This window comes from Paenibacillus sp. GCM10027629 (assembly GCF_042676425.1).
GTDB lineage: Bacteria > Bacillota > Bacilli > Paenibacillales > Paenibacillaceae > Paenibacillus_K > Paenibacillus_K terrigena.
Genome location: NZ_JBHTGZ010000009.1, coordinates 1,164,721 through 1,187,920, shown reverse-complemented (window position 1 = coordinate 1,187,920; position 23,200 = coordinate 1,164,721). Strand labels below are relative to the sequence as shown.

General features: G+C 44.9%; 20 protein-coding genes. 10 read left to right on the top strand and 10 right to left on the bottom strand.

Features of this window, described 5'->3' with window-relative positions; genetic code table 11:
• Nucleotides 1–12: 12 nt before the first annotated feature.
• Entirely contained in the window at nt 13–933 is a 921-nt protein-coding gene (locus ACFQZR_RS14865; RefSeq protein ID WP_379347123.1) for a phosphate/phosphite/phosphonate ABC transporter substrate-binding protein, read from the bottom strand.
• Nucleotides 934–1,277: 344 nt separating this feature from the next.
• On the opposite strand from ACFQZR_RS14865, the gene ACFQZR_RS14860 reads away from it, so the two are divergent.
• Nucleotides 1,278–4,895 (top strand): DUF6359 domain-containing protein, encoded by a 3,618-nt coding sequence (locus tag ACFQZR_RS14860; RefSeq protein WP_379347121.1) that lies wholly within the window; start codon nt 1,278–1,280, stop codon nt 4,893–4,895.
• A gap of 274 nt (nt 4,896–5,169) precedes the next feature.
• Nucleotides 5,170–7,557, top strand: a complete 2,388-nt coding sequence (locus tag ACFQZR_RS14855; RefSeq protein WP_379347119.1) for a polyprenyl synthetase family protein — start codon at nt 5,170–5,172, stop codon at nt 7,555–7,557.
• Nucleotides 7,558–7,578: 21 nt separating this feature from the next.
• On the opposite strand, the gene ACFQZR_RS14850 is transcribed toward ACFQZR_RS14855, so the two are convergent.
• The gene (locus ACFQZR_RS14850) at nt 7,579–8,079 is read right to left on the bottom strand and encodes a DUF2269 family protein (RefSeq protein ID WP_379347117.1); all 501 of its coding nucleotides are present in this window, start codon (nt 8,077–8,079) and stop codon (nt 7,579–7,581) included.
• 161 nt (nt 8,080–8,240) lie between these two features.
• On the opposite strand from ACFQZR_RS14850, the gene ACFQZR_RS14845 reads away from it, so the two are divergent.
• The 3 genes from ACFQZR_RS14845 to ACFQZR_RS14835 all read left to right on the top strand — a co-directional run bounded on the left by ACFQZR_RS14845 (nt 8,241) and on the right by ACFQZR_RS14835 (nt 10,822).
• A complete protein-coding gene (locus tag ACFQZR_RS14845) occupies nt 8,241–8,951 on the top strand; it encodes a response regulator (RefSeq protein ID WP_379347115.1) in 711 nt (236 codons plus the stop codon).
• Nucleotides 8,942–10,279, top strand: coding sequence for a sensor histidine kinase (locus tag ACFQZR_RS14840; RefSeq protein WP_379347113.1), 1,338 nt, complete (start codon nt 8,942–8,944; stop codon nt 10,277–10,279). Before ACFQZR_RS14845 ends, ACFQZR_RS14840 begins: the two co-directional genes overlap by 10 nt.
• A gap of 129 nt (nt 10,280–10,408) precedes the next feature.
• Entirely contained in the window at nt 10,409–10,822 is a 414-nt protein-coding gene (locus tag ACFQZR_RS14835) for a YugN family protein (protein WP_379347111.1), read from the top strand.
• Nucleotides 10,823–10,899: 77 nt separating this feature from the next.
• Here the strand turns inward: ACFQZR_RS14835 and splB are convergent, their stop codons facing one another.
• The 6 genes from splB to ACFQZR_RS14805 all read right to left on the bottom strand — a co-directional run bounded on the left by splB (nt 10,900) and on the right by ACFQZR_RS14805 (nt 16,222).
• Nucleotides 10,900–11,928 carry a spore photoproduct lyase gene (gene splB, locus ACFQZR_RS14830; protein ID WP_379347109.1) on the bottom strand — a complete coding sequence of 343 codons (1,029 nt, stop codon included), beginning with the start codon at nt 11,926–11,928 and terminating at the stop codon, nt 10,900–10,902.
• Nucleotides 11,921–12,178 carry a transcriptional regulator SplA domain-containing protein gene (locus ACFQZR_RS14825; protein ID WP_018758314.1) on the bottom strand — a complete coding sequence of 86 codons (258 nt, stop codon included), beginning with the start codon at nt 12,176–12,178 and terminating at the stop codon, nt 11,921–11,923. Before ACFQZR_RS14825 ends, splB begins: the two co-directional genes overlap by 8 nt.
• Nucleotides 12,179–12,260: 82 nt before the next feature.
• Complete coding sequence (locus ACFQZR_RS14820; RefSeq protein ID WP_018758315.1) at nt 12,261–12,419, bottom strand: hypothetical protein; 159 nt, start codon at nt 12,417–12,419, stop codon at nt 12,261–12,263.
• Nucleotides 12,420–12,532: 113 nt separating this feature from the next.
• Nucleotides 12,533–13,672: a Ger(x)C family spore germination protein gene (locus tag ACFQZR_RS14815; RefSeq protein ID WP_379347106.1), complete on the bottom strand. Its 1,140-nt coding sequence runs from the start codon at nt 13,670–13,672 to the stop codon at nt 12,533–12,535.
• A 46-nt stretch (nt 13,673–13,718) separates the two neighbouring features.
• Nucleotides 13,719–15,131, bottom strand: coding sequence for a spore germination protein (locus ACFQZR_RS14810; protein ID WP_379347104.1), 1,413 nt, complete (start codon nt 15,129–15,131; stop codon nt 13,719–13,721).
• Complete coding sequence (locus ACFQZR_RS14805; protein ID WP_379347102.1) at nt 15,128–16,222, bottom strand: GerAB/ArcD/ProY family transporter; 1,095 nt, start codon at nt 16,220–16,222, stop codon at nt 15,128–15,130. The genes ACFQZR_RS14810 and ACFQZR_RS14805 overlap by 4 nt, the downstream gene beginning before the upstream one ends.
• 167 nt (nt 16,223–16,389) lie before the next feature.
• Between ACFQZR_RS14805 and ACFQZR_RS14800 the strand changes: the two genes are divergently transcribed.
• Nucleotides 16,390–17,154, top strand: a complete 765-nt coding sequence (locus ACFQZR_RS14800; protein ID WP_379347100.1) for an SDR family oxidoreductase — start codon at nt 16,390–16,392, stop codon at nt 17,152–17,154.
• Nucleotides 17,155–17,227: 73 nt separating this feature from the next.
• Here the strand turns inward: ACFQZR_RS14800 and ACFQZR_RS14795 are convergent, their stop codons facing one another.
• Nucleotides 17,228–17,632: a RidA family protein gene (locus ACFQZR_RS14795; protein WP_379347098.1), complete on the bottom strand. Its 405-nt coding sequence runs from the start codon at nt 17,630–17,632 to the stop codon at nt 17,228–17,230.
• A 249-nt stretch (nt 17,633–17,881) separates the two neighbouring features.
• Between ACFQZR_RS14795 and ACFQZR_RS14790 the strand changes: the two genes are divergently transcribed.
• The 3 genes from ACFQZR_RS14790 (at nt 17,882) to ACFQZR_RS14780 (ending at nt 20,809) form a co-directional block, all read left to right on the top strand.
• Nucleotides 17,882–18,487: a DUF1349 domain-containing protein gene (locus tag ACFQZR_RS14790; RefSeq protein ID WP_379347096.1), complete on the top strand. Its 606-nt coding sequence runs from the start codon at nt 17,882–17,884 to the stop codon at nt 18,485–18,487.
• A gap of 80 nt (nt 18,488–18,567) precedes the next feature.
• Nucleotides 18,568–19,488 (top strand): phosphotransferase family protein, encoded by a 921-nt coding sequence (locus tag ACFQZR_RS14785; RefSeq protein ID WP_379347094.1) that lies wholly within the window; start codon nt 18,568–18,570, stop codon nt 19,486–19,488.
• 133 nt (nt 19,489–19,621) lie between these two features.
• Entirely contained in the window at nt 19,622–20,809 is a 1,188-nt protein-coding gene (locus tag ACFQZR_RS14780; RefSeq protein WP_379347092.1) for an acyl-CoA dehydrogenase family protein, read from the top strand.
• Between the two features lie 73 nt (nt 20,810–20,882).
• Here the strand turns inward: ACFQZR_RS14780 and ACFQZR_RS14775 are convergent, their stop codons facing one another.
• Entirely contained in the window at nt 20,883–21,392 is a 510-nt protein-coding gene (locus ACFQZR_RS14775; RefSeq protein WP_379347090.1) for a tetratricopeptide repeat protein, read from the bottom strand.
• Between the two features lie 302 nt (nt 21,393–21,694).
• Between ACFQZR_RS14775 and ACFQZR_RS14770 the strand changes: the two genes are divergently transcribed.
• Nucleotides 21,695–23,074, top strand: a complete 1,380-nt coding sequence (locus ACFQZR_RS14770) for a serine hydrolase (protein WP_379347088.1) — start codon at nt 21,695–21,697, stop codon at nt 23,072–23,074.
• The last annotated feature ends 126 nt before the right edge of the window (nt 23,075–23,200 follow it).

The following is a 23,200-nucleotide window of genomic DNA, read 5'->3' as shown; positions in this document are numbered from 1 at the left end:
AACTCTCTCTCGTTACTTGATTTCTTGACCTACAGCCTTCGCATACTCGCGAACCGAATCAAAGTTCTTGTCGTCACCTTTGACATAGCCAACATGTGTATAGATCTCCTTGATAATCTTTGCTCCATCTGTATCATTCGTGATATCGATAAATGCTTGGCTGATCTTATCTCTCCAACTTTGGTCCATATCATTGCGTACACTGACGGTATCATTAGGAATCTTAGCCGTGTAATGAAGGACACGCGTTTTCTCGAAAATATCCGGAACATCTTTGATCACGGTATTCCGAGCGTCTTGGAAGTTCGCGACGGCATCGACTTGACCGTTCAATAACGCCATTAAGGCCGCATCATGACCTTTGATGGTGATGCCTGTCACGTCTTTATCTGGATCGATGCCGGCCTTTTTCAATTCAGCAGCTGGATAGACATAGCCTGCGGAAGAAGTGACATTTTGCCAGCCGATTTTCTTGCCTTTCAAGTCTTCCAGGGTTTTAATCGGTGAGTCTTTGGGTACAACGATCATCGCTTTGTAGAAGTCTACCTTCTCGGTTGTTGGTTGGCCTGTTGCATCATCCACACCAAACCGTTGGGCTTGGAGCAGAAGATCTGCGGCTTTTTTATTATCGTGGGCGAGTACATACGCATTCGGCGGCAGGAATCCGACATCCACTTGTTTGGATGCCATGGCTTCGACAATGGTGTTGTAATCAGGGGATACCGTGACGTGGACAGGAATGCCAAGTCTGTCTCCTAGCAGTTTCTCTAGAGGTTTGGTTTTAGCTTCAAGGGTATCTGCATTCTGAGATGGAACGAATTGTACATTAAGCTCTTTCGGTACGTAGGAAGAGCTCGCTTCTTTGGACCCGCAAGCAGCTAGACTCGCAGTGATGAGGATGGTCATGATCATTGCCATTGTCTTTTTCATCATTTTTAGTACCCTCCATTGGTCAATTTTATCTATTGAAAAAACGCCTATATCAGATCTATATATCTGACATCACAGGTCGTAGAACAAAGAAAAAAATGAAAGGTAAAAGAGCATAAACGAGGGTATTTCCCTATAATCATAAACACGTCCCATGCGTCATATAATCAACGAATTGCCAAGCAGAGGTTGCTTTTTTATCGTCAAAGACCTCTGCTTTTGTGTCTTATAATGGCAATATTTAACATAACATTAACACTAAAATTCACCGAGACATGCTACAGTTATGACGTTGTAACCACTCTAAATTGGGATGAAGGAAGGGACAAGGGACGATGAGGAACAGAATGAACATGAGAAGGCTTGGCGCTGTATTTTTAGCACTCTCGTTGTTAATCGGCAATGTGTTTTACTTTCTGCCAGGGACAGCTTCAGCTGCATCGGCGATCACCGTTGCACAAGCTATTGCGAAGAACAACAGCGGCGAGACGGCCACGGTGGAAGGTTTTATCGTAGGTGAAGTGTATAATTCAAAGCCCATTTTTTCTAATTTTCAAGATGATCTCAACTTTTTGATTGCGGATACAGCAAGTGAGACAGACAAAACGAAGCTCATCGATGTTCAGATTACGGCTAGTTACCGGAGCCAATACGGTCTGAAGAGCAACCCGACACATGTCGGCAAAAAAGTTCAGGTCACTGGCACACTAACAGCATACAGCGGCATGAACGGCGTGAAAAATCCAACGGGCTTCGTCTTGGATGGGACGCCTGGCGGAGGCGAAAATCCAAATCCGACAGACCCAGGAAGCGAGAACATTGGCATTCCCACAACCCTTCCTGACGGCACTGGCAAAAAAGTTCTGTTCGATCAGTCCCACGCCCAGACTGCCGGAGCATCGGATTGGGTCATTGATGGAGCATTCTCGGATTTCGCAGACGGGCTGAAGGCCGCAGGTTTCCAAGTTGATGCGTTAGAAAGAACGATCCCCTATAGCTCTCAAGCGTATGATACTCCTACAATTACACTAAGCAAGTTGAAAGCGTACAACGTATTTGTCATTGGGGAGGCGAATATTCCTTTCAAATCATCCGAGCAAGAGGCGATGCTACAGTATGTGAAGGAAGGCGGTAGTATCTTCTTTATTTCGGATCACTATAATGCCGATCGTAACCTGAACCGTTGGGATTCATCGGAAGTGATGAACGGATACCGTCGTGGTGCTTATAATAATCCTTCGAAAGGGATGGCTGCTGCGGAAGTTGCCTCCGGAGCGATGCAAGGCGTAACCAGCACCGATTGGCTGGGGCAGAATTTCGGTGTTCGATTCCGCTATAATGCGTTAGGAGATTTTACGAAGACCGATACGGTGAAATACGACCAATCCTTCGGCATTACGGCTGGCGTGAATGATGTCGAAATGCATGCGGGTTCGACGATGGTGGTGCTTGATCCGACACGTGTCAAAGGGCTTGTCTATATTCCGAAGACGACTTCAGGATGGAACAACGCCGTTGAGAAAAGCGATCCAGCGAATTTCCCGAACGGCGGCGTGTATAAAGGCGGCGGGGTAGACGAAGGTCCATTCGCAGCTATTGCCAAGTTACAGAAGGGTAAAGCAGCTTTCATCGGGGATTCTTCTCCCGTTGAAGATGTTACGCCGAGATATGTTCGTGAAGATAACGGTTCGAAGAAGACGACGTATGATGGATTCAAGAGCGAAGGACAGAATAATGTCTTCCTCGTACAGACGGTCAAGTGGTTAGCAGTTCAAGAAGATTATACAACCTTCGAAAATAAAGGCATCACGCTTGATTCCACGACGCCATTACTAGCAAGCGGGTTGGAGAATCCAGCGACTTCGGTAGAAATTGCGGGCACTGAACCTTGGGGGAATCCAGCAGCCGGATACAAGTGGTACGATCCTGCTACATACAAACCGGGTTCTTATGGTACCGGTAAAGGAACGCCCGAAGTACCGATCCCGGATCTGACAACCATCGGTGAAGCTAGAAAAGTCAGCGACAACACGTATGTGACGGTTCAGGGCATTGTCACATCCGAGCCAGGAATCTTCGGTGGTTCGGGGTTCTACATGCAGGATGGGACGGCCGGAATTTATATTTATCCGAGTCAACCAACAGGTTTTCATGCGGGGGACAAAGTAAAAATCACAGCACAGAAGACCGTATTTAATACAGAAATCGAGCTAATAAACGATGCGAAGGTAGAGAAGCTGGATGCGAATGCGAATATCCCGGCTGCTGTTCCTGTCGTCCAGACAACATTAAATGACGACAATCAAGGTACACTCATTACGCTTAAAGATGTCACGATACAAAATTATGCAACGGTGACGAATTCTCTAGAATTCGATTTGGTGAGAGATGGGGTAACAAGCCGTGTCAGGGTAGACAGCAGAACGAATATCATTGCTGACACGTTCAAGCAGTCATTCCCAGCTGGTACGAAGGTGGACATATCAGGGATTTCATCAATTTTTATAGGCACTTATCAATTGAAATTATTAAAGAGCGGGGATGTTCAGCTTGCTTCCCAAGCCAATCAACCGCCGGTATTTAAGGCGATTGAGGCCCAAAGTGTGGTAGAAGGTCAACCGTTAACCTTCCAAGTCGAGGCAACTGATGCGGATGGCGATAATCTAACCTATACAGCACCTACACTCCCAGGGAATGCCACTTTTGATGCGATTAGCCGCCAATTCTCCTGGACACCGCAAACGTCTGGGGATTATACAGCGTCTTTCTACGTAACGGACGGGAAAGGCGGGGAAGCGACAATTAACGTTTCGATTACCGTTACGCCAGCAGCGCATGGCACGAGTAATGCGGCCACGTTGACAGGACCGGCTTCGTCGTATGCAGGCAGTGCTGCGAACTTGACAGTTGGCATGAAGAACGTCACGGATGGCTTTACGGTAGGGAGCATTGTCGTTCAATATGATCCGAACGTATGGGAGTTTGCGACAAAATCGAATGCAGATGGCACCTTAGCGTTAGCTGACATAGCATTAAGTTCAGACTTGGATAATTCAGGAGTGCTGGCTACGGGTGTCAAACCGGATCAAGGCCAAATTCTTGTCATCGTAGGAAGTACGGGAGCGGATCATGTCATAAAAGGTTCAGGCCCGCTCGTCACATTACATGGCACAGTCAAATCGAATGCACCGACAGGTACGACAGCACTTTCAATATCAAGCTTTGATGTATCAAGGGACGGTATAGCCAGTGTGCTGGAAACAACCCAAGCTTCTTGGCATGTCGAAGTGAAGTCAGCTGACAGAGCTGCTTTGATTACAGCGATACATGATGCACAGCAACTCCATGACAACACTGTCGTCGGATCGGCTCCAGGCCAATATCCAGCATCAGCCAAAGCAGCCCTGAAGGATGCAATTACAGCAGCAAGTACGGTTCGAGATAATACATCTTCGACGCAGGAACAGATCAATGCAGCACTTGCAGCCCTGAATACAGCAGTAAACACGTTCAGAAATGTAGTAAATCCATCGACACCAGTGGATAAAGCATCATTAACAGCAGCCATTGCGAATGCGCAAAATCTATTGAACAAAGCTATCACAGGCAATAAAGTCGGTAAGTATCCGGCAGACGCTAAGGTAGCGCTACAAGCAGCAATCACAGCAGCAACAAATGTGTTGAACAATATTTCTGCATCACAGGCCCAAGTGGATACGGCGGTATCGGTATTAAACGGAGCAGCCGTAACATTCCAATCCAAACTCATCACTTTGGTTCCTGGCGCGACGAAGATTACGATCAATGATCTCTCAATTGTTGCGAAATATTTCGGCGTGAAATCGACGGATCCGAATTGGAACAGCATTGCTATCGCAGATGTGTTAGATGAAGGTGAGATTACGATTCGAACGCTGGCAGCCATTGCGCAGCTAGTCGTTGGTGATTGGTACACGAAGAACTAATACGTAAACATACGACCTAGGTTTTCTTTTTCTCAAACCGCCATGCTTCCTTTACGGGACGCCGATGGCGGTTTGTTTTTTTATTTAACATATCATGATGGTTACGCCTATTGTCTTAAAATGCGTTGGTGATATGATGGGAATTGTCGTTATTCGTTAGTAGTGTTAAATCGATTCTGTAACCAAAATGAGACTTCCTCGTATTAAGTGAACAACACCAACGAATTAGCATTAACATAATATACTTTAAATAAAAGATGAGGGAATCCATCATATGAATGTGGCATTTAAAGATCATGCCGATCTAGGGTATCGGCAAGCTGAGGAGAAGGCAGCTCAATATTTTGCATCACTGAAACTGCAGGTTAAGGAAAAGACTTATGTGCCTACCCTCACAGAAGATTTTCACTTGTGGAAGAAGAATCATATTCATCCTGCTTGGCTATCTTTTTTTTCCAAGGGAAAGAAAAAGCCGGATACACGGGATTATAACAGATATATTCAATGGCTGAACGCAACAGGGAAACTAGAAGATTATTTGGATCGAAGTGTTTCATACATGTATATGCGGGATATGGGCAAGTCTTTGAATTCACCCGCGACACAGACTCGTATTCAGCACGTTGTTACCGACATTAAGAATCATTTAATTCATTCTACTTCATCGAATAAGAACAAGGAAGCAGGACTAGAAACGATGAGTCTCGCTGGGTTGTATCGGTGGGGACAGAAGAAAGGGATCGAAACCGATATCATCTGGTTGATTAATAAACTTCGCATGGTCTCTATTCATGTACCTGAGGAAATCAGTGCTGAGCATGCTCAGCGCAAATTAATCAAGATCATTATCGGAGTAGTGCTGCATGTCGTGGAAGACATGGACGATACGCTATCCGCTGCGGAACGTGCCAAGAGGCTGGGTGAAGCCATTCGACTAGGTTATTCTTACGGTCTAACCTATCCTTTCATTGATGATCTACTCGATTCTACGGTCTTAACTCCAACGGAGAAGGAACAGTATTCGCGGATGATCCGCACCTCGTTGCTCACGGGGACCGTACCGAAGCTTAGCGAGTGGTCTGGCAGTAATCAGGAATTGATTCAATATATCCACGCGGAGCTCCGGGAAGCGTTCGAATATATTCGAGACTATCAACGTCCGGACACACAGCGAATATTCTTCGAGCAATCTTATGTATTCTTTCATTCGCAGGAAATCGACCGTGCAAAGGTATTATCGGATTCGACCTATACGAACGAAGAACTCTATATTCCTGTCATTCTCAAATCATCTTCTTCGCGATTGATCGTTCGTTCCATCATTAGTGCGCCTGTCGATGAAGGCTTTGATGATCGAACCTTCTATAACGGCATTTATAATCAGTTGGCTGACGATTTTGCAGATATGTTCGACGATATGAAAGATGGGGCGGTTACACCTTATACCTATTATTTGAAATATCGTGATCAACGTCCCGATCTCATTAACCCTTTTGAAATGTATTGGTCTGTTATCTCTCATTTGATCCATCACGTGCATCACTCGGATCCCAAGACGCGTGAAGTCATCTTAGATCGGGCAATCAATGGGCTCAAACGCTGTAAAGTGCGTGTAGGAACGGAGAAGTACAACGAAATAATGGATATCTTTGCTTCCGGTCATCCTGAATTCAATCGTCTCGTCCAGCATATGGTTCGTAAAGCGGATAACGTAGATTTCTTCGACAAGCTGCTTCGGGACCAGATGGTAACGACGCTCAAAAATGATCGTCAGGAAAAAGACGACTTTCATCAGGCAATCGAAACGATCCGTCAACAGATTAATGACATATTGTCTATTACCAAGCCAAATGATATTTCTCCAATGCAAGAGCCGCTTATTGATGCAGCGAACTATAGTCTTGAAGGGGATGGGAAGCGGATCCGCCCCATCTTGACTTGGATGATGGGTGTGAACGAATACGGGCTAGAAGCATCAGCAATTGTGCCGTTACTCAGATCATTGGAATATATGCACACCGCTTCCTTGATCTTCGATGATCTGCCGTCGCAGGATAATGCTTCGACGCGAAGAGGACGTCCGACCCTGCATCAGGTGCATAACGTTGCCACAGCGGAATTAACCGGCCTGTTCTTGATCCTTCGGGCCATCAATGAACAATCCTCATTGGGGCAATTCAATGCCAAAACGGTTTTAGACTTGATCCATTACTCTGCTCAGAAAACAGAAGAAATGTGTATGGGGCAGGCGATGGATCTTCAGTCGAAAGGAAAAGTGCTAACCCTTGAACAGTTGAACATGATTTGTTTCTACAAAACCGGCATTGCCTTCGAAGCTTCTCTTGTGATGCCGGCGATACTCGCCGAGGCGAATGAATCCGAAATTGCGGCGCTTAAGAAATTCGCTTATCATGCGGGTATTGCTTTTCAGATCAAAGATGATCTGTTGGATTTGGAAGGAGATCTGTTCCTACTCGGCAAACCGACGGGCCAAGATGCAGAGAACAACACTTCGACATTTGTCTCGATCCTAGGTCAGGATAACGCGAAAAAAGAAATGTGGGAACACTATTGCCTAGCCGTGGAAGCACTAAAAGAAATGCCTCGCGATATCGCTTTTCTGAAGCATTTATTGAATTATTTCGTAAGTCGAGATCATTAATAGAACGACAGGAGTCTTCCATTAGGAAGACTTCTTCTTTTTCCAGGGCTTGATAACGGATATGGCGATAATAAAGAGGGTAATTCCGATCTGAACAATGACCGCATATTGTCTAATCTCATGGTTCTGAATAAATGCGGGATTGGTCAATGCTTGAGCATGTAGTGTTTCTATCATCTCCATGTTCGCTACCATGAGCTTATCAACAATAAAGATGCCAATGAGTGTCTGGATGAGGAATAAAACCCATTTCACCGTAATCCAGCGATGCTTGAAGAACCCCCAACTCGTAAATATCCCATATACGAATCCTACAAGCAACGTACCGACGGCCCCAATCCTTACAATTTGATCGCTAATAAGAACCATAGCCTGATAGGAATCTAGCGTCTCCTCGTATTCATGTAGGCTCATTCCGAAGTTTAATGCAACGGAGCTCATAATCCCCCCAAAAAATAATGCGACTAGAATCAGATGGACAATTTTGAGCCATTTCATCGTGGTAGGGTTCCATTTGTTCAAAATTCAATGCCTCCTATGCGTTGTAAGATGCTACCTATGCATTCATCATAACGATCAAATGTTGTAAACTTATGACGATGATGCACGGGTTCTATGAAATTTGCGCTAAATCCTATAAAAGGCTGATGGCTGTGGCATAATGTTGGAGGAGGAGGGGGCGTATGGCGCATAATCTATTAATTGTGGATGATGAACAAAAGGTATTGGATTTCGTGAAGCCTTTTCTAGAGGAAGAGGGATATATCGTATGGACGGCTCGTAATGGGCAGGACGCCTTGCGTATCGTTCAAGATCGTCATCCGAGTCTTGTCGTATTAGATTGGATGATGCCGCAAATGAGTGGAATCGAGGTATGTACGGCACTTCGTAAATCTAGTGATATTGGTATTATTATGTTAACGGCAAGGACCGAAGAGTCGGATACTTTGGTAGGGCTCGAGGTGGGGGCGGATGATTACATCACGAAGCCTTTCTCCTTACGGGAACTCGCCGCCCGAATCCGTTCAGTCCTACGTAGAATCGATATGAAGCACGGCACGGAACAAGCGCAGCCAATTCGTCGAGGAGAACTGACGATTTCACATGCTGAGTACCGTGTCTGGAAACGTGATCAAGAAGTGTTATTAACGCCTACGGAGTTCAAGTTGCTCACGACACTGGCTGACAAGCCTGGCGTCGTATATAGCCGATTGCAGCTGCTCCAATGGGCTTTGCCTGATGATGTACTGAATGATGAGCGTACCGTAGATGCTCATATCAGCCGTCTAAGAAAAAAGATTGAAGATGATCCGGGTCACCCCATTTATATTCATACGGTATATGGTTTTGGGTACCGATTTGCTCTGAAAGAAGAGAAGCCGATATGCGTGTAAGACAGAAAATATTTGTTAGTTATTCCGCGCTCATTCTTCTGATGGGGGGGCTGTTCTTAAGCGGCACTTATGTCGTGGTAAACCAACTGATTCGACATATGGCTGAAGTGAAGCAAGAAGATCGATTGATTGAAGTTAGCCGAGATTTAGACGCAATGTATTCCTTGATCTCCGGATGGCAAGGGCTCGATACGGATGATATTGCTAAGAATTTTGGTCAAGACAGCAGTATCCTCATCAAGGACGAACATCACGATCTTGTAACATCGTGGGGGGAGATGGAAGCGCCGTTAATTGAGAAATTCGGCATCAAGAGAGAGCTGGTAACGGAAGACCGCAAAGTCTGGACCTTGTACTATGCGAACGATGTTATCTATTTCGTGGGTCTGTTCCAATATGCCTTTAGAGATTCACTCATCCTGTTTCTCAGCTTGGCCCTGGTCGTGTTCGGCATATTGAGTATTTTTCTCTCGTATTATTTGGCTAGACATCTGACATCGCCTATTCGACGTATAATTCCCGTAATTGATGCGCTAGCAAAAGGTAATTTTCATATGAAGGTTCCTGTGAATTCAGCGGATGAGTATGGGAAGATCGGTAATGCAATAAATCGTATGTCTGATGATTTAGAACAAGCCGAACAAGTCAGGAAGAACATGACTGCGGATGTCGCACACGAACTGCGTAGCCCCCTCGCGATTGTATCTGGGAAGATGGAATATTTACAACAGCGGAACCAGTCTATAGCACCTGAAGAACTGCTTCCACTTCAAGATGAGCTCATTCGACTACAACGGCTTGTAAATGATCTTCGGGAATTGTCACAAGCGGAAGCGGGGCAATTAAAGCTTCATCAGGAACGTGTGAATATCCATCATCTACTTGCACGCATTGTAGACAAGGTCACCTTTGAAGCAGAGGAACGGGGGGTCACTGTCCATTATAGCGAGCCGCTTCAACCAATTGAAGTGATGCTGGATAAGCACCGGTTGACGCAAGTATGCTTAAATATCCTCATGAATAGCATTCAGTATACGCCTCCAGGCGGTGAAATTCGGGTAGAGGCAAAGATTGAGAACAAGCATATGCTAATAACCGTTAAAGATAATGGGGTAGGCATCGAGCCTGAGCACATACCATTCTTATTCCAACGATTCTACCGAACAGATCAAGCAAGAGACCGGGACCGTGGAGGAACCGGGTTAGGACTTGCCATCGCTGCGGAATACGTACGAGCACACGGTGGAGAAATTACAGTAGAGAGTGAGAAAGATAAGGGGACGATATTTCAATTTCATATCCCAATCGTGAGAGAAGGAAGCTCGTAAGTTCACATTATGATACCGTACGGTAGCTATCGACTTGACTATGATTCATAGCAGCTTCCCAATGCGAACTGGAATAAATTGTTGTTATCTGGTTCAAGCTAGTAATAAAAACACGGGGGAATCCTGCACATGTTTACATTGGAATCAAGACTTGAAAATGTACAAGGTACCTATTGCGACTTAAGCGAATCCTTTTGTAAAATGAATTTTTGTTTAGGCGGCAATTGGGAGTACAAGCAGGGGATATTCGACAAGCATTTGGACGCGGAACGTAAGGTGTGGCTGCGGATTCCGTTTTATGTAATAAGTGGGCATTTGGATGGAGAATGTGACGGCTGCGACGCCATTGTGAAGTTAGGAAAGCCTTTTGTATTAAATCACCTATACAATGAGGGATTGGATGAAGAGGCACATATCTCACTCACCGGTGGGCTGTTCAATCAATTTCAAGCGCCCGTGGATCCGGATGCTAGTGTGAAGTCGAGATGGGTGGATCAAGCCCAGGAAGTACTTCATCAGTTAGAACAATCGATGGTACATTAACATTAATACCCCTTAGAATATTGGATTACCTTTTGGCTCATCCGATGAAATCTAAGGGGTCTTTTATTGAAGGTATGTTATGTGAAGTATTCAATCGTTGCTTCTGGGAAATACGTGTTTATTAGACTTCCGAGCGTATGTTTTATCTCCACTTGCTCGCTATCGGTATAGACATATTTGCCAATCCCATAACGTCCCCACTTCCATTTTCGCTTGGATTCTTCGAGTTCCAATTTGGTCATTGGATAATTCTGTTGGATCACGCGTTTAGCCGGTTTGGTAAATCGATGCTGGATCATTTCGAAAGTTAGATCCTTCCTCGCGGAATCGGCAAGCAATCCTGCGAGATTCTGGAACATTTCTGTATAACCTTCTTGCCAGCCCTCGTGGAGGTAGATCGGAGCGATAATGAAGCCTAGCGGATATCCTGCATTTGCGACCTTAACCGCTGCTTCGATTCTTTCCCCCAGACTAGACGTTCCTGGCTCAAAATTCTTAATTATAAAATCCGCATTAACACTAAACCGAAATCGAGTTCGACCTTGATGCTTGGCGTCGAGTAAATGGTCCACATGAGCGAATTTCGTCACGAATCGCAGCTTACCGAACTCAGATTTGCCAAAATGCTCGATTGTTTTCTTGAGTGTATGGGTTAAATGATCAACACCGACTATATCAGAAGTACATGATGCTTCAAACCGAGTAAATTCTGGTGCCCGTTCTTGCATATATTTATCTGCCGCATCGAAGATATCCTCAAGATTGACATAGGTCCGAATATAAGGTTTGCTTCCCATTGTCGTCTGCAAATAGCAATAATGACAATGCCCCATGCACCCTGTTACGAGTGGAATGGCATATTCCGCAGATGGCTTGGAGGTATCGAACTTAAGCGTTTTACGGACACCTAATACGAATGTGGATTTCGCTATACGATATCGCTGAAAATCATTGTCTCCCGGCAAATTACGAATCTGATTGTGTGAAGTGGTCTGCCGGATTTCAATGCCCATCTGCTCGAATTTATGTACTAACTCTTGACCGAGTGGATATTCCAGTGCACCGGGTTCAACATATACGAGTTGAGGGATGAACGGTTTAACCATAAAAGTCCTCAATTTCAGCAAGACCAAAAGCATCTTGATAAGCCGCTTCGGCTTCATCCCTGGATGCATATACCGCGAACTCTTCGGTTAGAGGGTAATACGTTTCATACAAGAAAAGCGCCATCTGATTTAGATTCTCCGGATGATGGACGACGGCGGCTTGCTGTACGTTCGCGACACTCTGAGAATGTGGGTTGCGAATGATGACGTAGACAATTTGTCCCGGTAAAAAAAGTTCATTATACCCCATGGTTCATCTACCCTTCCCTATTAAAGATAAGCTTCGAGTGAGGAGGGGAAGGGAAATGTCCCCTTCCCTGTCTTCCAACCATCTACCGATGTTCGACTAAGTCTATAGCACCCAAAACCATGTGAGCTAATCCAAACCCTAGGACACCCGTAGCAGCAAGTTTATACTTGCCCCCAAGTAGTGACGCAGCAGAAGCAGTTACCAAAGTTCCAAGAACCACGGGAATCAAACCTTCACGCATCGTTATCACTCCTATAGAATTGTTATGGAAGACACGGGTTATTGTGATCAAGTCTATTTGTATTTATTCACATGAATCGGGCATCATACGGTTTCTATCATGCCAGCAGCTCGTCACCTCATCTTCGATATCCCACCACTGACCAGATTCACCTTAACATCGATCTTTTCGATACTTTCGGGATCAAGTGGGAATTTTCCCTTAGTAGTCAACAACTTGTTCCATTGTTTTGGCATGCTGCGATAAAAAATGCCTGAAAGTCCAAAAACATCCGCATTCATTTCTATACCCTTCCGGTAGGTTGTCATGATTTGATTCTTAATTTCTTTTATCGCCTGCTGTTCCAGCTTTCTCTTATGAAAACTGGTACTTAACTGAGTAATGGAGGCCTGCATAGACACTTTAATATCGAAGACGGGTTGGCCATGGCTCAGCTTTGGATGGATGGAGGATTTGATTTTATTCATAACCAGTATAGCCTTTGCGGTCTTGTTATCTCGGATAACTAGAGGGGTTCTCTTCGTCTTTTTTTCCAGCCATCGAAGTCCTAATAAATCCGGGGTTTGCAGGCAGCCTCTAAATTTCTGATTGTCCAAAAAACAAGCGCCTTCCATGCTGAGGTTGGGAGAAGGCTTGTTATTATCGGTCCAACCATGCACAATATTCAGCGATGGTAACAGAACTGTTTGCCCTTTTTCTTTCCATTTCCATATAAATTTGTAGAGGTACAACGGTGCAATGATTGAACTTTGTTCATACGCTCTCAACGGGCTGTTAAGTTGCGAATAAAGTACCGATAAGTCGAAGATCGAAGGAGTACTGAGCACTTCTTCCATTGGTTCATGCGTAGCCATTGCCCAAACCGTATATCGGAATTCATAATAACGATCCCATACATCCATTACCTGTTGGATAATATTATTTTTGAGAGCCTTGTCGCTAAATACGATGGTTTTCACACTGCTCCAGACAACCCTCTGCGGGCTTGATGCGTACAGGTTGAATATAGCCGTATCGAATGAATCCCCTTTGGCCTTACCGATGAATGTTTTCTGCTCCTGTGCCTGTCCTGATTCCCTCTTTGCAATACCGCTAAAATTAACCATCTGGACATAAATAACGACCTGATCATCCTCATAATCGATCCCCATGGTATTGACGTAAATCATATGTTCAATTTCCCTGGCTCCCCAACACCCCGTAAGCATTGTCGAAAACAGCATGACGACAAGGATGCATCGTATGCATTTCATTGTGGTTTCACCCCTTTTATACCGTGTTCTGTCAAATGACAGGTCGTTATTTTTTCTTTCCCCATGGCATTCTAAAGATAACTTTATACAAGTCCTTGAAATGCTGTGGGGCTAAGGGGGTTAGGTAGTAGGTCCCGAATGAACGCAAATTCACCAGATAGAGAATCATGGCCAACAGACATATTAATGTACCAAACAATCCAAGAAGCCCGCTAATCATGAGCACGGCAATCCGAATCAAGCTGACGACGCTGACCAAGGACTGATTCACTAAAGTAAAGGTGGAAAGTACTGAAATCGCAATAACGACAATCGTTCCTGGACTTGCAATGCCGGCGCTAATGGCTGCCTGTCCGATGATTAACCCGCCCACTACGGATAATGTCTGACCAAATGCGGAAGGCATTCTCATACCCGCTTCCCGGAAAATCTCAAACAAAAACAGCAACACGATTGCTTCCAGCGGAGCGGGAAGAGGCACACCCTGTCTCGAATTCACTAAGGTTGCAAGCAATGTAAAGGGGATTTGATCCGAATGATAAGTAGTAAGCGAGATCCAGAACCCCGGCAAAAACAAGGTAAGCATCACGCCACAAACCCTTAACAGCCTTGTAAAAGCAACGAAGATATTCACCAGATGCGCATCCTCTGAAGTGTTTAGCAAATAATTAAAGCTCACGGGTGCAATGATCACGGTAGGAGAACCTCCTATATTAATGACAAATTTACCATGAAGCAGTGAATTCACGGCGAAATCCGGTCTGCCGGTGTAAGACATCAACGGAAAAAATGAGAAGCCGGTTAGAATTTCTTCTAGCTGCGAGCTGCTCACAAGCCCCTCGATCTGAATATTCGTCAGTTTCGCCTTAATTTCGTTGAGAACATCAGGGTCGATCATGTCCTTGTGGTATAAGAGATGCACTTTAGTTGCCGTTTGAGATCCAATCGTGAATTCTTCGACCGCCAACAAATCGGTCTTGAGCCTCTTTCGAATTAGAGCGATATTGGTAAAGGGTTCTTCCGTAAAACCATCTTTTGGGCCTCTCGTTGATACTTCCGTATTGGGCTCCTCCGGTTGTCTTTTGGGGGGATCTGCCAGAGCCACAGCGAAAAAATGATTCGAAGGCGTAAATAGAAGTAGTAGATCACCATTCAGAACGGTTTCTCGTATCGCATTTTCCATTTGATCTGATTGAATAGGAGTCATGTGAAATGGGACTTTCTGCGGAAGATCCAGTTCATATGATCGGAGGATATTTTCCGGGATATTTTTTAGCTCGGGTATAATGTTTTGCTCCACTTTGTTCACATCGCACAATCCTTGGCAATAAACCAGATGGACTGCACGGTCCGATTTAGACAAAGTAACCGTCATCTTAATGACGTCTGAGCTCGAACCGAATAGTTTCGATAGCGCATCCTCAAACGGGTGAGATTCCTTCTGACCATACCCATTCATGATGTTACTTTCCCCTTTCGATAGGCCAAGCTAATCAGCCCCGTTATTACGACAGAAAAAATCACAATTCCCCAAATAGAGAAGGGGAGAACATAAGAAGAAATCATTTTCAGAAAGAACTGGTCGCTAATAGGAAAGGCTGTGAACAGTACAGCACCTAAAAAAATACATCCGAGCACCCAACCCTTCACCTTTGGGCTCTGAATTTGGAATACATCGAGAAACAGGAACATGGTCAGAGATATTCTTAGAAAGGCCCCACTGAACCACTGGTATACGCTTAAAAAGTCCAAATGCTCTATGTAACGACCAATCGTTAATAATCTCCATTCTTCAAATGCGGGATATCGAAGCTTACCAGCCTCGTCCGCACCAAACTCAGCAATTGCGCCAATGATCGGACCCATGGTGAGACCCAAGATAATCAGGATCATAATCATAAACGACAGATAAGACAGTTGCGACTTGATGTGGTGTTGCAAAAAGAAAAGCATAATGACCTCTACAAAGCCGACTCCTGCATACATGGCCCCTCCCCAAACTGGCTGCATTCCATGCTCAAGTATTGGTTTTAATAAGGAATAATCCTTATGAGGCGTGTTGGATATCATGATAAAAAAGCCCAAAACAACGACAAAGGGCAGCAATATGCTGGCGGTATTGGCGAGAGAATAAATACCCATGTAAGCATTTAGTGCAGAAATCAATAGAAATATGCTGGAAAGTACTAAAATGGGTGTCTCCGGAGCGAAGGTGAGATGGATCCAATAGACGGTGTCTCTGGTCGTAAACAGACATATAACAAGCAGATATACCCCGGCTGCTGCCGCAAGCATGCGGCCCACGAAGGGATGATAAGCTTTGGCCAGCCATTCGAAAAGATGCTGTTTATTGATTTTGGTGATGCCGATGTGCAGAATAAAAATCCAAATCAACGCACATGCGCCTGCCAGCAGCACCGAAATCCAGGCGTCACGTTTAGCTGCGTCCAATATGATAGGAATAATAATGACATGATTTAGAAGGCCTGTACTCAGCATAATGATCATAATGGACTGTATAAATGAAATTTTTGTTTTTATTTTCCTCAACCTCCTAAATAAACCGTGTCGCTTCTCCACATTTATCATGGCATTTTATAGAAGATTTATTCTCCAGCTTTTGTCATATTATCAATGCCATACCGAATGAGAGAGCAACATTTCGAAAATCGCCTTGTGATATAACTGAAATGAAATTCACACAAGGAGATGAGAGAATGAGTAGGTTGAAAGGTAAAGTTGCTTTAGTAACAGGTGCGAGCAGGGGGATAGGAAGAGGTATCGCGCTTCGATTAGCAGAAGAAGGTGCAGTCGTGGCGGTACACTACGGAAGAAGACATTATGAGGCAGCGGAAGTCGTCCAACAAATCGAGCAAAACGGAGGTTCGGCATTCACGATTGGTGCTGATTTGAGCTCAATTAATGGTGTTAATGATTTATATGATAAATTAGATGATGTCCTACGGGAAAGAACAGGTGAACATCGATTTGATATTCTAGTGAATAACGCTGGCATCGGGCAGATTTTAACCATGGAAGAGGCAACGGAAAATTCTTTTGACGAGGTGATGAACATGAATGTCAAAGGGCCGTTTTTTATTACGAAGCAAGCTTTGCCTCGTCTGAAGGATGGTGGGCGTATTATCAATATTTCATCTTTCGTTACACGCGTGGCATCACCGAGTGTTTTCACCTATAGCATGTCCAAAGCTGCAATTGACACGTTAACACTTGCCTTGGCTAAGCAGCTTGGGAGCCGCAAGATTACAGTGAATGCCATTCAACCAGGCATTATCAATACAGAGATGAATGCCGGAACCTTGCAGGATCTAGGCGGTCAGAAATATGCCGCTGGCTTGTCAACCTTCAACAGATGGGGAGAGCCAGAAGATATCGCAGATATCGCAGCCTTTCTTGCATCTGAAGACAGTCGTTGGGTAACCGGTCAATGCATTGATGCAAGTGGTGGATCTCATCTATAATACGGAGGGCTCTATAACCTAGCGTAGACGCTAGGCTTTAGAGCCCTTTGTTTTTTTATTTCCGATGATCAATTCAGCCTGCAGCCCAGACATCCAATTCAATCTTCAACGCTGGTAATCCTAATCCTTGAACGTAAGCAATGGTCATAGAAGGGGGAGTGGGGCCAAATACACGGTTCCAAATGTCATAGAAATGATCCCAATCGATTTGTTCCGTGGCCCAGATGTTAACCTTAACGACGTGATCAGGCGTTAATTGTTGCGAGGCAAGAATATCAACAATATTGTTCATTGTATTGGTGACTTGTAAATTGAACGTCTCGGGGATCTGACCGTCTTTATCGATCCCGATTTGACCGGAAAATACATAGATCTCCGCATTTCGGCTTATTTTCGTTACATGGCTGTAGCTGCCTACAGGTTTGGCAATATTGTCAGGGTTCGAACGTTGTATGATAGGTTGACGATTGTTCATCATGTGAATGTTCTCCTTTTCGCTAGGAAGTAAGCAATGAAGTGACAATCAATCAACCATTCTAGAAAAAGACAGCTGTAGAATACCCAATACCCAAAGACAAGCTTTTAATGGATCTCTTTTTCATTGGGTAACCCTCCTATATCGATAAGAAATTTATAGTAGAACAGGATCATTATACCATAGAACGCTGGTTTTTTAACGCCGTTGTAGTACAATGGTAGCCATGAAAGTATCGGAGGTTATGTTGCCATGATAAATTCCTACATACCAGCATCCATTGATAAGCTTACCATCATGAATGAGCCGGCACATTGGCGTGTTACGAATGATTCTCTACTCATCCAATCGAAACCCGAGACGGATTTCTGGTTAAAAACCCATTACGGCTTTGAGGTGATGAACGGGCATGTCTTGTACGAGTCCGTTACGACGGATTTCATCGCCGAGGTTTCGCTTAGCATGGAGCCTGTGTCAACCTATGATCAAGCGGGACTGTTCGTGATGGTATCGGATTCCTGCTGGTTGAAGACGTCACTTGAGTACATCCCAGATGGTCCGTCACATCTAGGGGCTGTCGTTACCAATCACGGTTATTCGGACTGGTCTACGAGGAACTATGACAATGCACTTGTGAAGCAGCCTTTGGCATTTCGTGTTGAACGGAAAGGTAGCGATTATACCCTATTAACCAAAACCCCAGGTAACCCTGAGGCGTGGGAGCAGATCAGAATCGCTCATTTACACGAAGATCCACATCGTAATCCTGTAAAAGTGGGGATCTACTGCTGCAGCCCAACCGCACAAGGCGGTGGTTTCGAGACGCGCTTCCACTCCTTTACCATTGAAGAGAAATAGGTGAGAAGCTAGCAAGCCGCAACGGGATCAGTAAGCTCCGATATGTTTTTATATGGTATTGAAGCTGCTTAAAGGAGATCATGATGATGGTACAAGAAGATCAAAAGTTTCACACATTAGTTCATCGAATGAATGCAGCGTGGCAGTTGCTACGTACATGGGTGTTAAAAGGCGGGATTTCCGCACAGGTAACGGGGCTTGAAATCTTGCAATCTGATGGACACATCATCAAGTTGATCGTTCGTGAGCATGGCGATCTCGATTTACAACGCAATCCTCATATCGCTGCAGATGAATTCAAGCTCTTGAACCTATTGCATTCCGAGAACGTATCTGTACCAAAGCCTTATCACTTGGTTCCAGATGGAGAGCTATTCCTCAAACCCGCTCTAGTTATAGAATACATTGAGGGTAAGGCGAACTTCGCACCTTCCAATATGAACGAATATACATATCAACTCGCAGTCGCTTTATCACAACTTCATCGTATCGATTGCTCCTGCGTGGACGTATCTTTTCTGCCGCTGCAAATTGAGAATTATAATAAATTGTTAGTAAAAGACTTATTACGCTTGGATAGCTTACTGAATAATTCGGATACGCTCGAAAAGATCCATTCCTTTTTACGATTACCATCATGCAATAAAGTTGCCATCCTCCATGGAGATTTTTGGCCAGGCAATTTATTGTGGAACAATGGCCAGCTAATCTCGTTAATTGACTGGGAAGATGCAGCAGTAGGTGATCCGTTAGCGGATCTAGCCAATGGTCGTCTAGAATTTCTTTTCCATTTCGGAGAGGATGCTATGAATTGCTTCACGAATCATTATCAAGCCATGATGCCGACAGTTGATTATTCGCATTTAGCCTATTGGGATGTATTCGCTGCATTACGGCTATGTAGATTTTCCGAATGGGGCTTAGATGAAGAGACCGTTAAAATGATGCATGATAAACATAGATTTTTTGTTACCCAGGCTATTAATAGGTTAATATCCTAAGAAGAGCTGCCTCCATGGCTGACATGGAGGTGTTTTTATGTAGATTTAGAAAAGTGTGAAATTGGACCTTAGACAATTCAGACTATTCGGGTATACAATATAAGGAATGAAAGAAGCAGGGAGAGAATGCCATATGTACTCGATTCAATCGGATCCATTTGTAAGGAACGAACGTGAACATGCGATAGCTTTAAGATCTGATAAGCTTGCCGAGATATTGGAACAACACGCTTCCTTGCATGATCGTGAAGGGTCATTTCCTTTTGAAAATTTTGAACATTTGAAGGAAGCAGGTTATTTAGCACTAACCGTGCCGCAGGAATTCGGTGGTGAAGAAGCGTCCTTGTATGAGATGATCCTTGCCCAAGAACGGCTTGCCAAGGGGGACGGATCAACGGCGCTCGCTGTAGGCTGGCATGTGAGTCAGGTACTCCAGTTACGTATTAAACAGTCGTGGCCGCGGGAATTGTACGCGGATTTTTGCAGAAGAGCTGTCGAAGACGGGGCGATGATCAACCAGTTTGCGAGTGAACCTGCTACAGGCAGCCCGAGCCGTGGGGGGCGACCGCTGACCACCGCTGTACGAACGGAAAACGGCTATTTATTGTCCGGCCGTAAAACATTCAGTTCACTGATTCCGATTTTGGATCAATTTACTGTCACTGCATTTGTAGAAGATGAAGAACGGACTGGCACGTTTTACGTACGAAAAGGCCCGAGGGTAAGCATCGATGAGACCTGGGATACGTTAGGTATGCGTGGGACTGGAAGTCATGATCTGGTGCTTGATGCCGTATTTGTACCAGTAGAGCATAGAATCGATATCTGTGAGAACGAAGGAGCGGTAGGTGCGGTTATGTCTGATCACGGCGGCGGGCTCCTGCATGTCCCTGCTTGTTATCTTGGGATTGCCTGGTCTGCACGGGATTTTGCGGTGAAGTTTGCAACGGAATATCGTCCCAACAGCTTACCCGGCCCGATTGCGGACCTGCCTCATATCCTGCAGAAAATTGGAGAAATGGAATCTGAACGCATTACAGCGCGCACATTGCTCTATAGTGTTGCCGACCGCTGGGATCAACTACCATCGGAGCGGGCAGCGATGAAACCGGAACTTGGGCTTGCCAAGACAATTGCGACGAACTCCGCTATGCGGATTGTTGATCTAGCGATGCGTATTGTGGGTGGATCAAGTCTATCGCGCAGTTTACCACTGGAACGTATGTACCGCGATGTCCGCGCTGGACTTCATAATCCCCCGATGGATGATACTGTCATAGCGATGTTAGCGCAGCGAGCGATACGCGAAGCGTCGTCTTAACAAAATCGTATCGAAATTGAAACAATAGTAAAGACCCGTCGGTTCAATCCGAAGGGTCTTCTTATTCTAAGTGCTATTCTGCTCTTTCATCAAGATCTTCCGTGTAAGCCAAAATCCCTCGTTTAAAATAATGAAGCTTTTCATCCGTGGTGGTCTCCATTAAATTCGTAATCAGCAGCTCAATACTTTCCTTGTAGCTCTGACTGTTGTAGAGTGCCATGGCGAGAAATACTTGAATGGCTCGGTTCTCTGGGAATTCCTTAGCACCTCTGCGTAGCGTCTCTACCGCTTGTTCGTAGAATCCCCAATAGCGATATGTACTTCCCAAGCCCATGAGACATCTCTCCAAATCCGGTCCCGATAAGCCCAGCTCCAGCGCTCGCTCATAATAGGGTATAGCCTCACGCCCCAAGCCAGAATTGTCATGTGCGATCCCGGTTTGATAGTTGATTTCCGCATCATCGGGATGATCGACAAGAAGTTCTAACAAATCCCTCCGGACCTCACTTAAAATCTCTTGATCTTGCTTAGATCGTCCTTCTTCGCGCCGTTCAATAAGCTTCTTCAAATTGTCTCTAGACATATACTTCCCCCATTCTATTGTTTGGAAGTTAGTTAAGATGAGATCATCTTACCATAGATGGGCATAACCGAGGATATTGACTATCCCAACAACATACTCAACTCGTCTAATGAATATAATGCATCAAATCCTTGTGCGACGAATGAGAAGAGCCATAAATGAGGGTAGAAAGAGCTGGCAGATTGTGTAGAAAATAATCATAAACGATATTAAACCTAGTTATATCATTTGCACCGCTTTAGAATTGAATTAATGCGTGACGGACAATAATATCAACGAACTGATCGAAGGGGGAGGCAGAAATGCAAGAATATCAACATATAACAGAACAACTGGACTTATTGCTGAGTGACTATATGAAACGTGACAGCGCCACTGCTGGCATGGCCGTAGGCATCGTATATCATGGGCAACCGATCTATGTGAAAGGCTTCGGGGTGAAGAGCAAAGAAACAGGGGAACCTGTTGACGGGAACACCTTGTTCCATATGGCTTCAATATCCAAAACATACGTGGCTACTGCTATCATGCAGTTGGTAGAGCAAGGAAAAGTAGATCTTGATGAGAAGGTTCTAACGTACTTGTCTTATTTCTCATTGCAGGACGAGCGTTATCGCGATATTACAGTGAGGGATCTGCTCAGCCACACATCAGGAATGCCGGATGAGGATGATTATGAATGGGATCGCCCGCAGTTCGATGATGGAGCGCTCGAACGTTATGTTCGCGGCATTTCCAACCATCAATTGATGTGGGAACCGGGCATCGGCAAATATGCTTATAGTAATATCGCATTTGAGATCCTTGGCGATCTGATTGCCAAAGTATCCGGCGTCTCTTTTGAGCAATACATGAAAGAGAATATTCTAAATCCACTAGGGATGAACAGCAGCAGCTTTTTCAAGCCAAGTGTCGACGAGCAGTTATTGGCAACGCCGCATATTATGGGGATGAGTCCGCAGTTCGGGGCCAAGGTCAGCCGTGTATTCCCATATAATCGTGCCCATGGTCCAAGCTCAACGCTGTTGACTAGTGCTGCAGAATCCTGCAACTATGCGATGGCTTACTTGAACGGAGGCTGTGCGGACGAGGCGAGGATTTTGCAAGAGTCCAGCGTGAAGAAGGTATGGGAAGAAATTGCACCGGCTGGTGACTTTGGTTACTTCCGTCATATCGGTCTGGGTTGGTTCATGGGGCAGTATAGAGGGTTTGATGCCAAAGCTCATTCAGGGATGGATACTGGTTTTTGCTCCAATTTGGTTATTTTACCTGAGAAGGGGATAGCGGTTACCATCATGTTTAATACGGACTACCTCGGACTCGATTCGGTCAACAATGCGATCCTGGATATATTGTTAGGAGAGCAGATTCGGGTCATTCCACGTTCACTCACCATGCATGTGACTGGTATTTTGGCTGTAGAAGGCATTGCGGCTGCTGTGAACGAGCACAAGTCTAGTATGGATCAACGGACAACTCTGGGGTTTGTCCCAGCGGAAAATGATTATAGCTACCGTTACATCGCTCAGAGCCTCCTTAATCATGGTGACCCAATTCATGCAGCGAAGGTCTTGGAATTAGCTATCCAAATTGATCCGGATGCAGAGGACCTACGGTTGATGTTGAATCAATTGGTTAATCCATCTACGAATACTGCAATGGAACGTAATAAAGGAGTTTAAATCTCCAATTGCACAATACCTAATGAAATCAGAAGGACATCCTTTCTCGTAAGCGGGGAGGTCCTTCTTTTTGCTATTGTTATATCCCTCGAACTAAAGCAACTAACATATTGTATATGGCCAGAT

Coding starts and splice junctions, on each gene's coding strand:
- ACFQZR_RS14785 (WP_379347094.1), top strand. CDS start 18,568: ATGATGATGGTACAAGAAGATCAAAAGTTTCACACATTAGTTCATCGA.
- ACFQZR_RS14860 (WP_379347121.1), top strand. CDS start 1,278: ATGAACATGAGAAGGCTTGGCGCTGTATTTTTAGCACTCTCGTTGTTA.
- ACFQZR_RS14795 (WP_379347098.1), bottom strand. CDS start 17,632: ATGATGAACAATCGTCAACCTATCATACAACGTTCGAACCCTGACAAT.
- ACFQZR_RS14770 (WP_379347088.1), top strand. CDS start 21,695: ATGCAAGAATATCAACATATAACAGAACAACTGGACTTATTGCTGAGT.
- ACFQZR_RS14790 (WP_379347096.1), top strand. CDS start 17,882: ATGATAAATTCCTACATACCAGCATCCATTGATAAGCTTACCATCATG.
- ACFQZR_RS14775 (WP_379347090.1), bottom strand. CDS start 21,392: ATGTCTAGAGACAATTTGAAGAAGCTTATTGAACGGCGCGAAGAAGGA.
- ACFQZR_RS14835 (WP_379347111.1), top strand. CDS start 10,409: ATGTTTACATTGGAATCAAGACTTGAAAATGTACAAGGTACCTATTGC.
- ACFQZR_RS14865 (WP_379347123.1), bottom strand. CDS start 933: ATGATGAAAAAGACAATGGCAATGATCATGACCATCCTCATCACTGCG.
- ACFQZR_RS14800 (WP_379347100.1), top strand. CDS start 16,390: ATGAGTAGGTTGAAAGGTAAAGTTGCTTTAGTAACAGGTGCGAGCAGG.
- ACFQZR_RS14815 (WP_379347106.1), bottom strand. CDS start 13,672: ATGAAATGCATACGATGCATCCTTGTCGTCATGCTGTTTTCGACAATG.
- splB (WP_379347109.1), bottom strand. CDS start 11,928: ATGGTTAAACCGTTCATCCCTCAACTCGTATATGTTGAACCCGGTGCA.
- ACFQZR_RS14820 (WP_018758315.1), bottom strand. CDS start 12,419: ATGCGTGAAGGTTTGATTCCCGTGGTTCTTGGAACTTTGGTAACTGCT.
- ACFQZR_RS14810 (WP_379347104.1), bottom strand. CDS start 15,131: ATGAATGGGTATGGTCAGAAGGAATCTCACCCGTTTGAGGATGCGCTA.
- ACFQZR_RS14845 (WP_379347115.1), top strand. CDS start 8,241: ATGGCGCATAATCTATTAATTGTGGATGATGAACAAAAGGTATTGGAT.
- ACFQZR_RS14840 (WP_379347113.1), top strand. CDS start 8,942: ATGCGTGTAAGACAGAAAATATTTGTTAGTTATTCCGCGCTCATTCTT.
- ACFQZR_RS14855 (WP_379347119.1), top strand. CDS start 5,170: ATGAATGTGGCATTTAAAGATCATGCCGATCTAGGGTATCGGCAAGCT.
- ACFQZR_RS14780 (WP_379347092.1), top strand. CDS start 19,622: ATGTACTCGATTCAATCGGATCCATTTGTAAGGAACGAACGTGAACAT.
- ACFQZR_RS14825 (WP_018758314.1), bottom strand. CDS start 12,178: ATGGGGTATAATGAACTTTTTTTACCGGGACAAATTGTCTACGTCATC.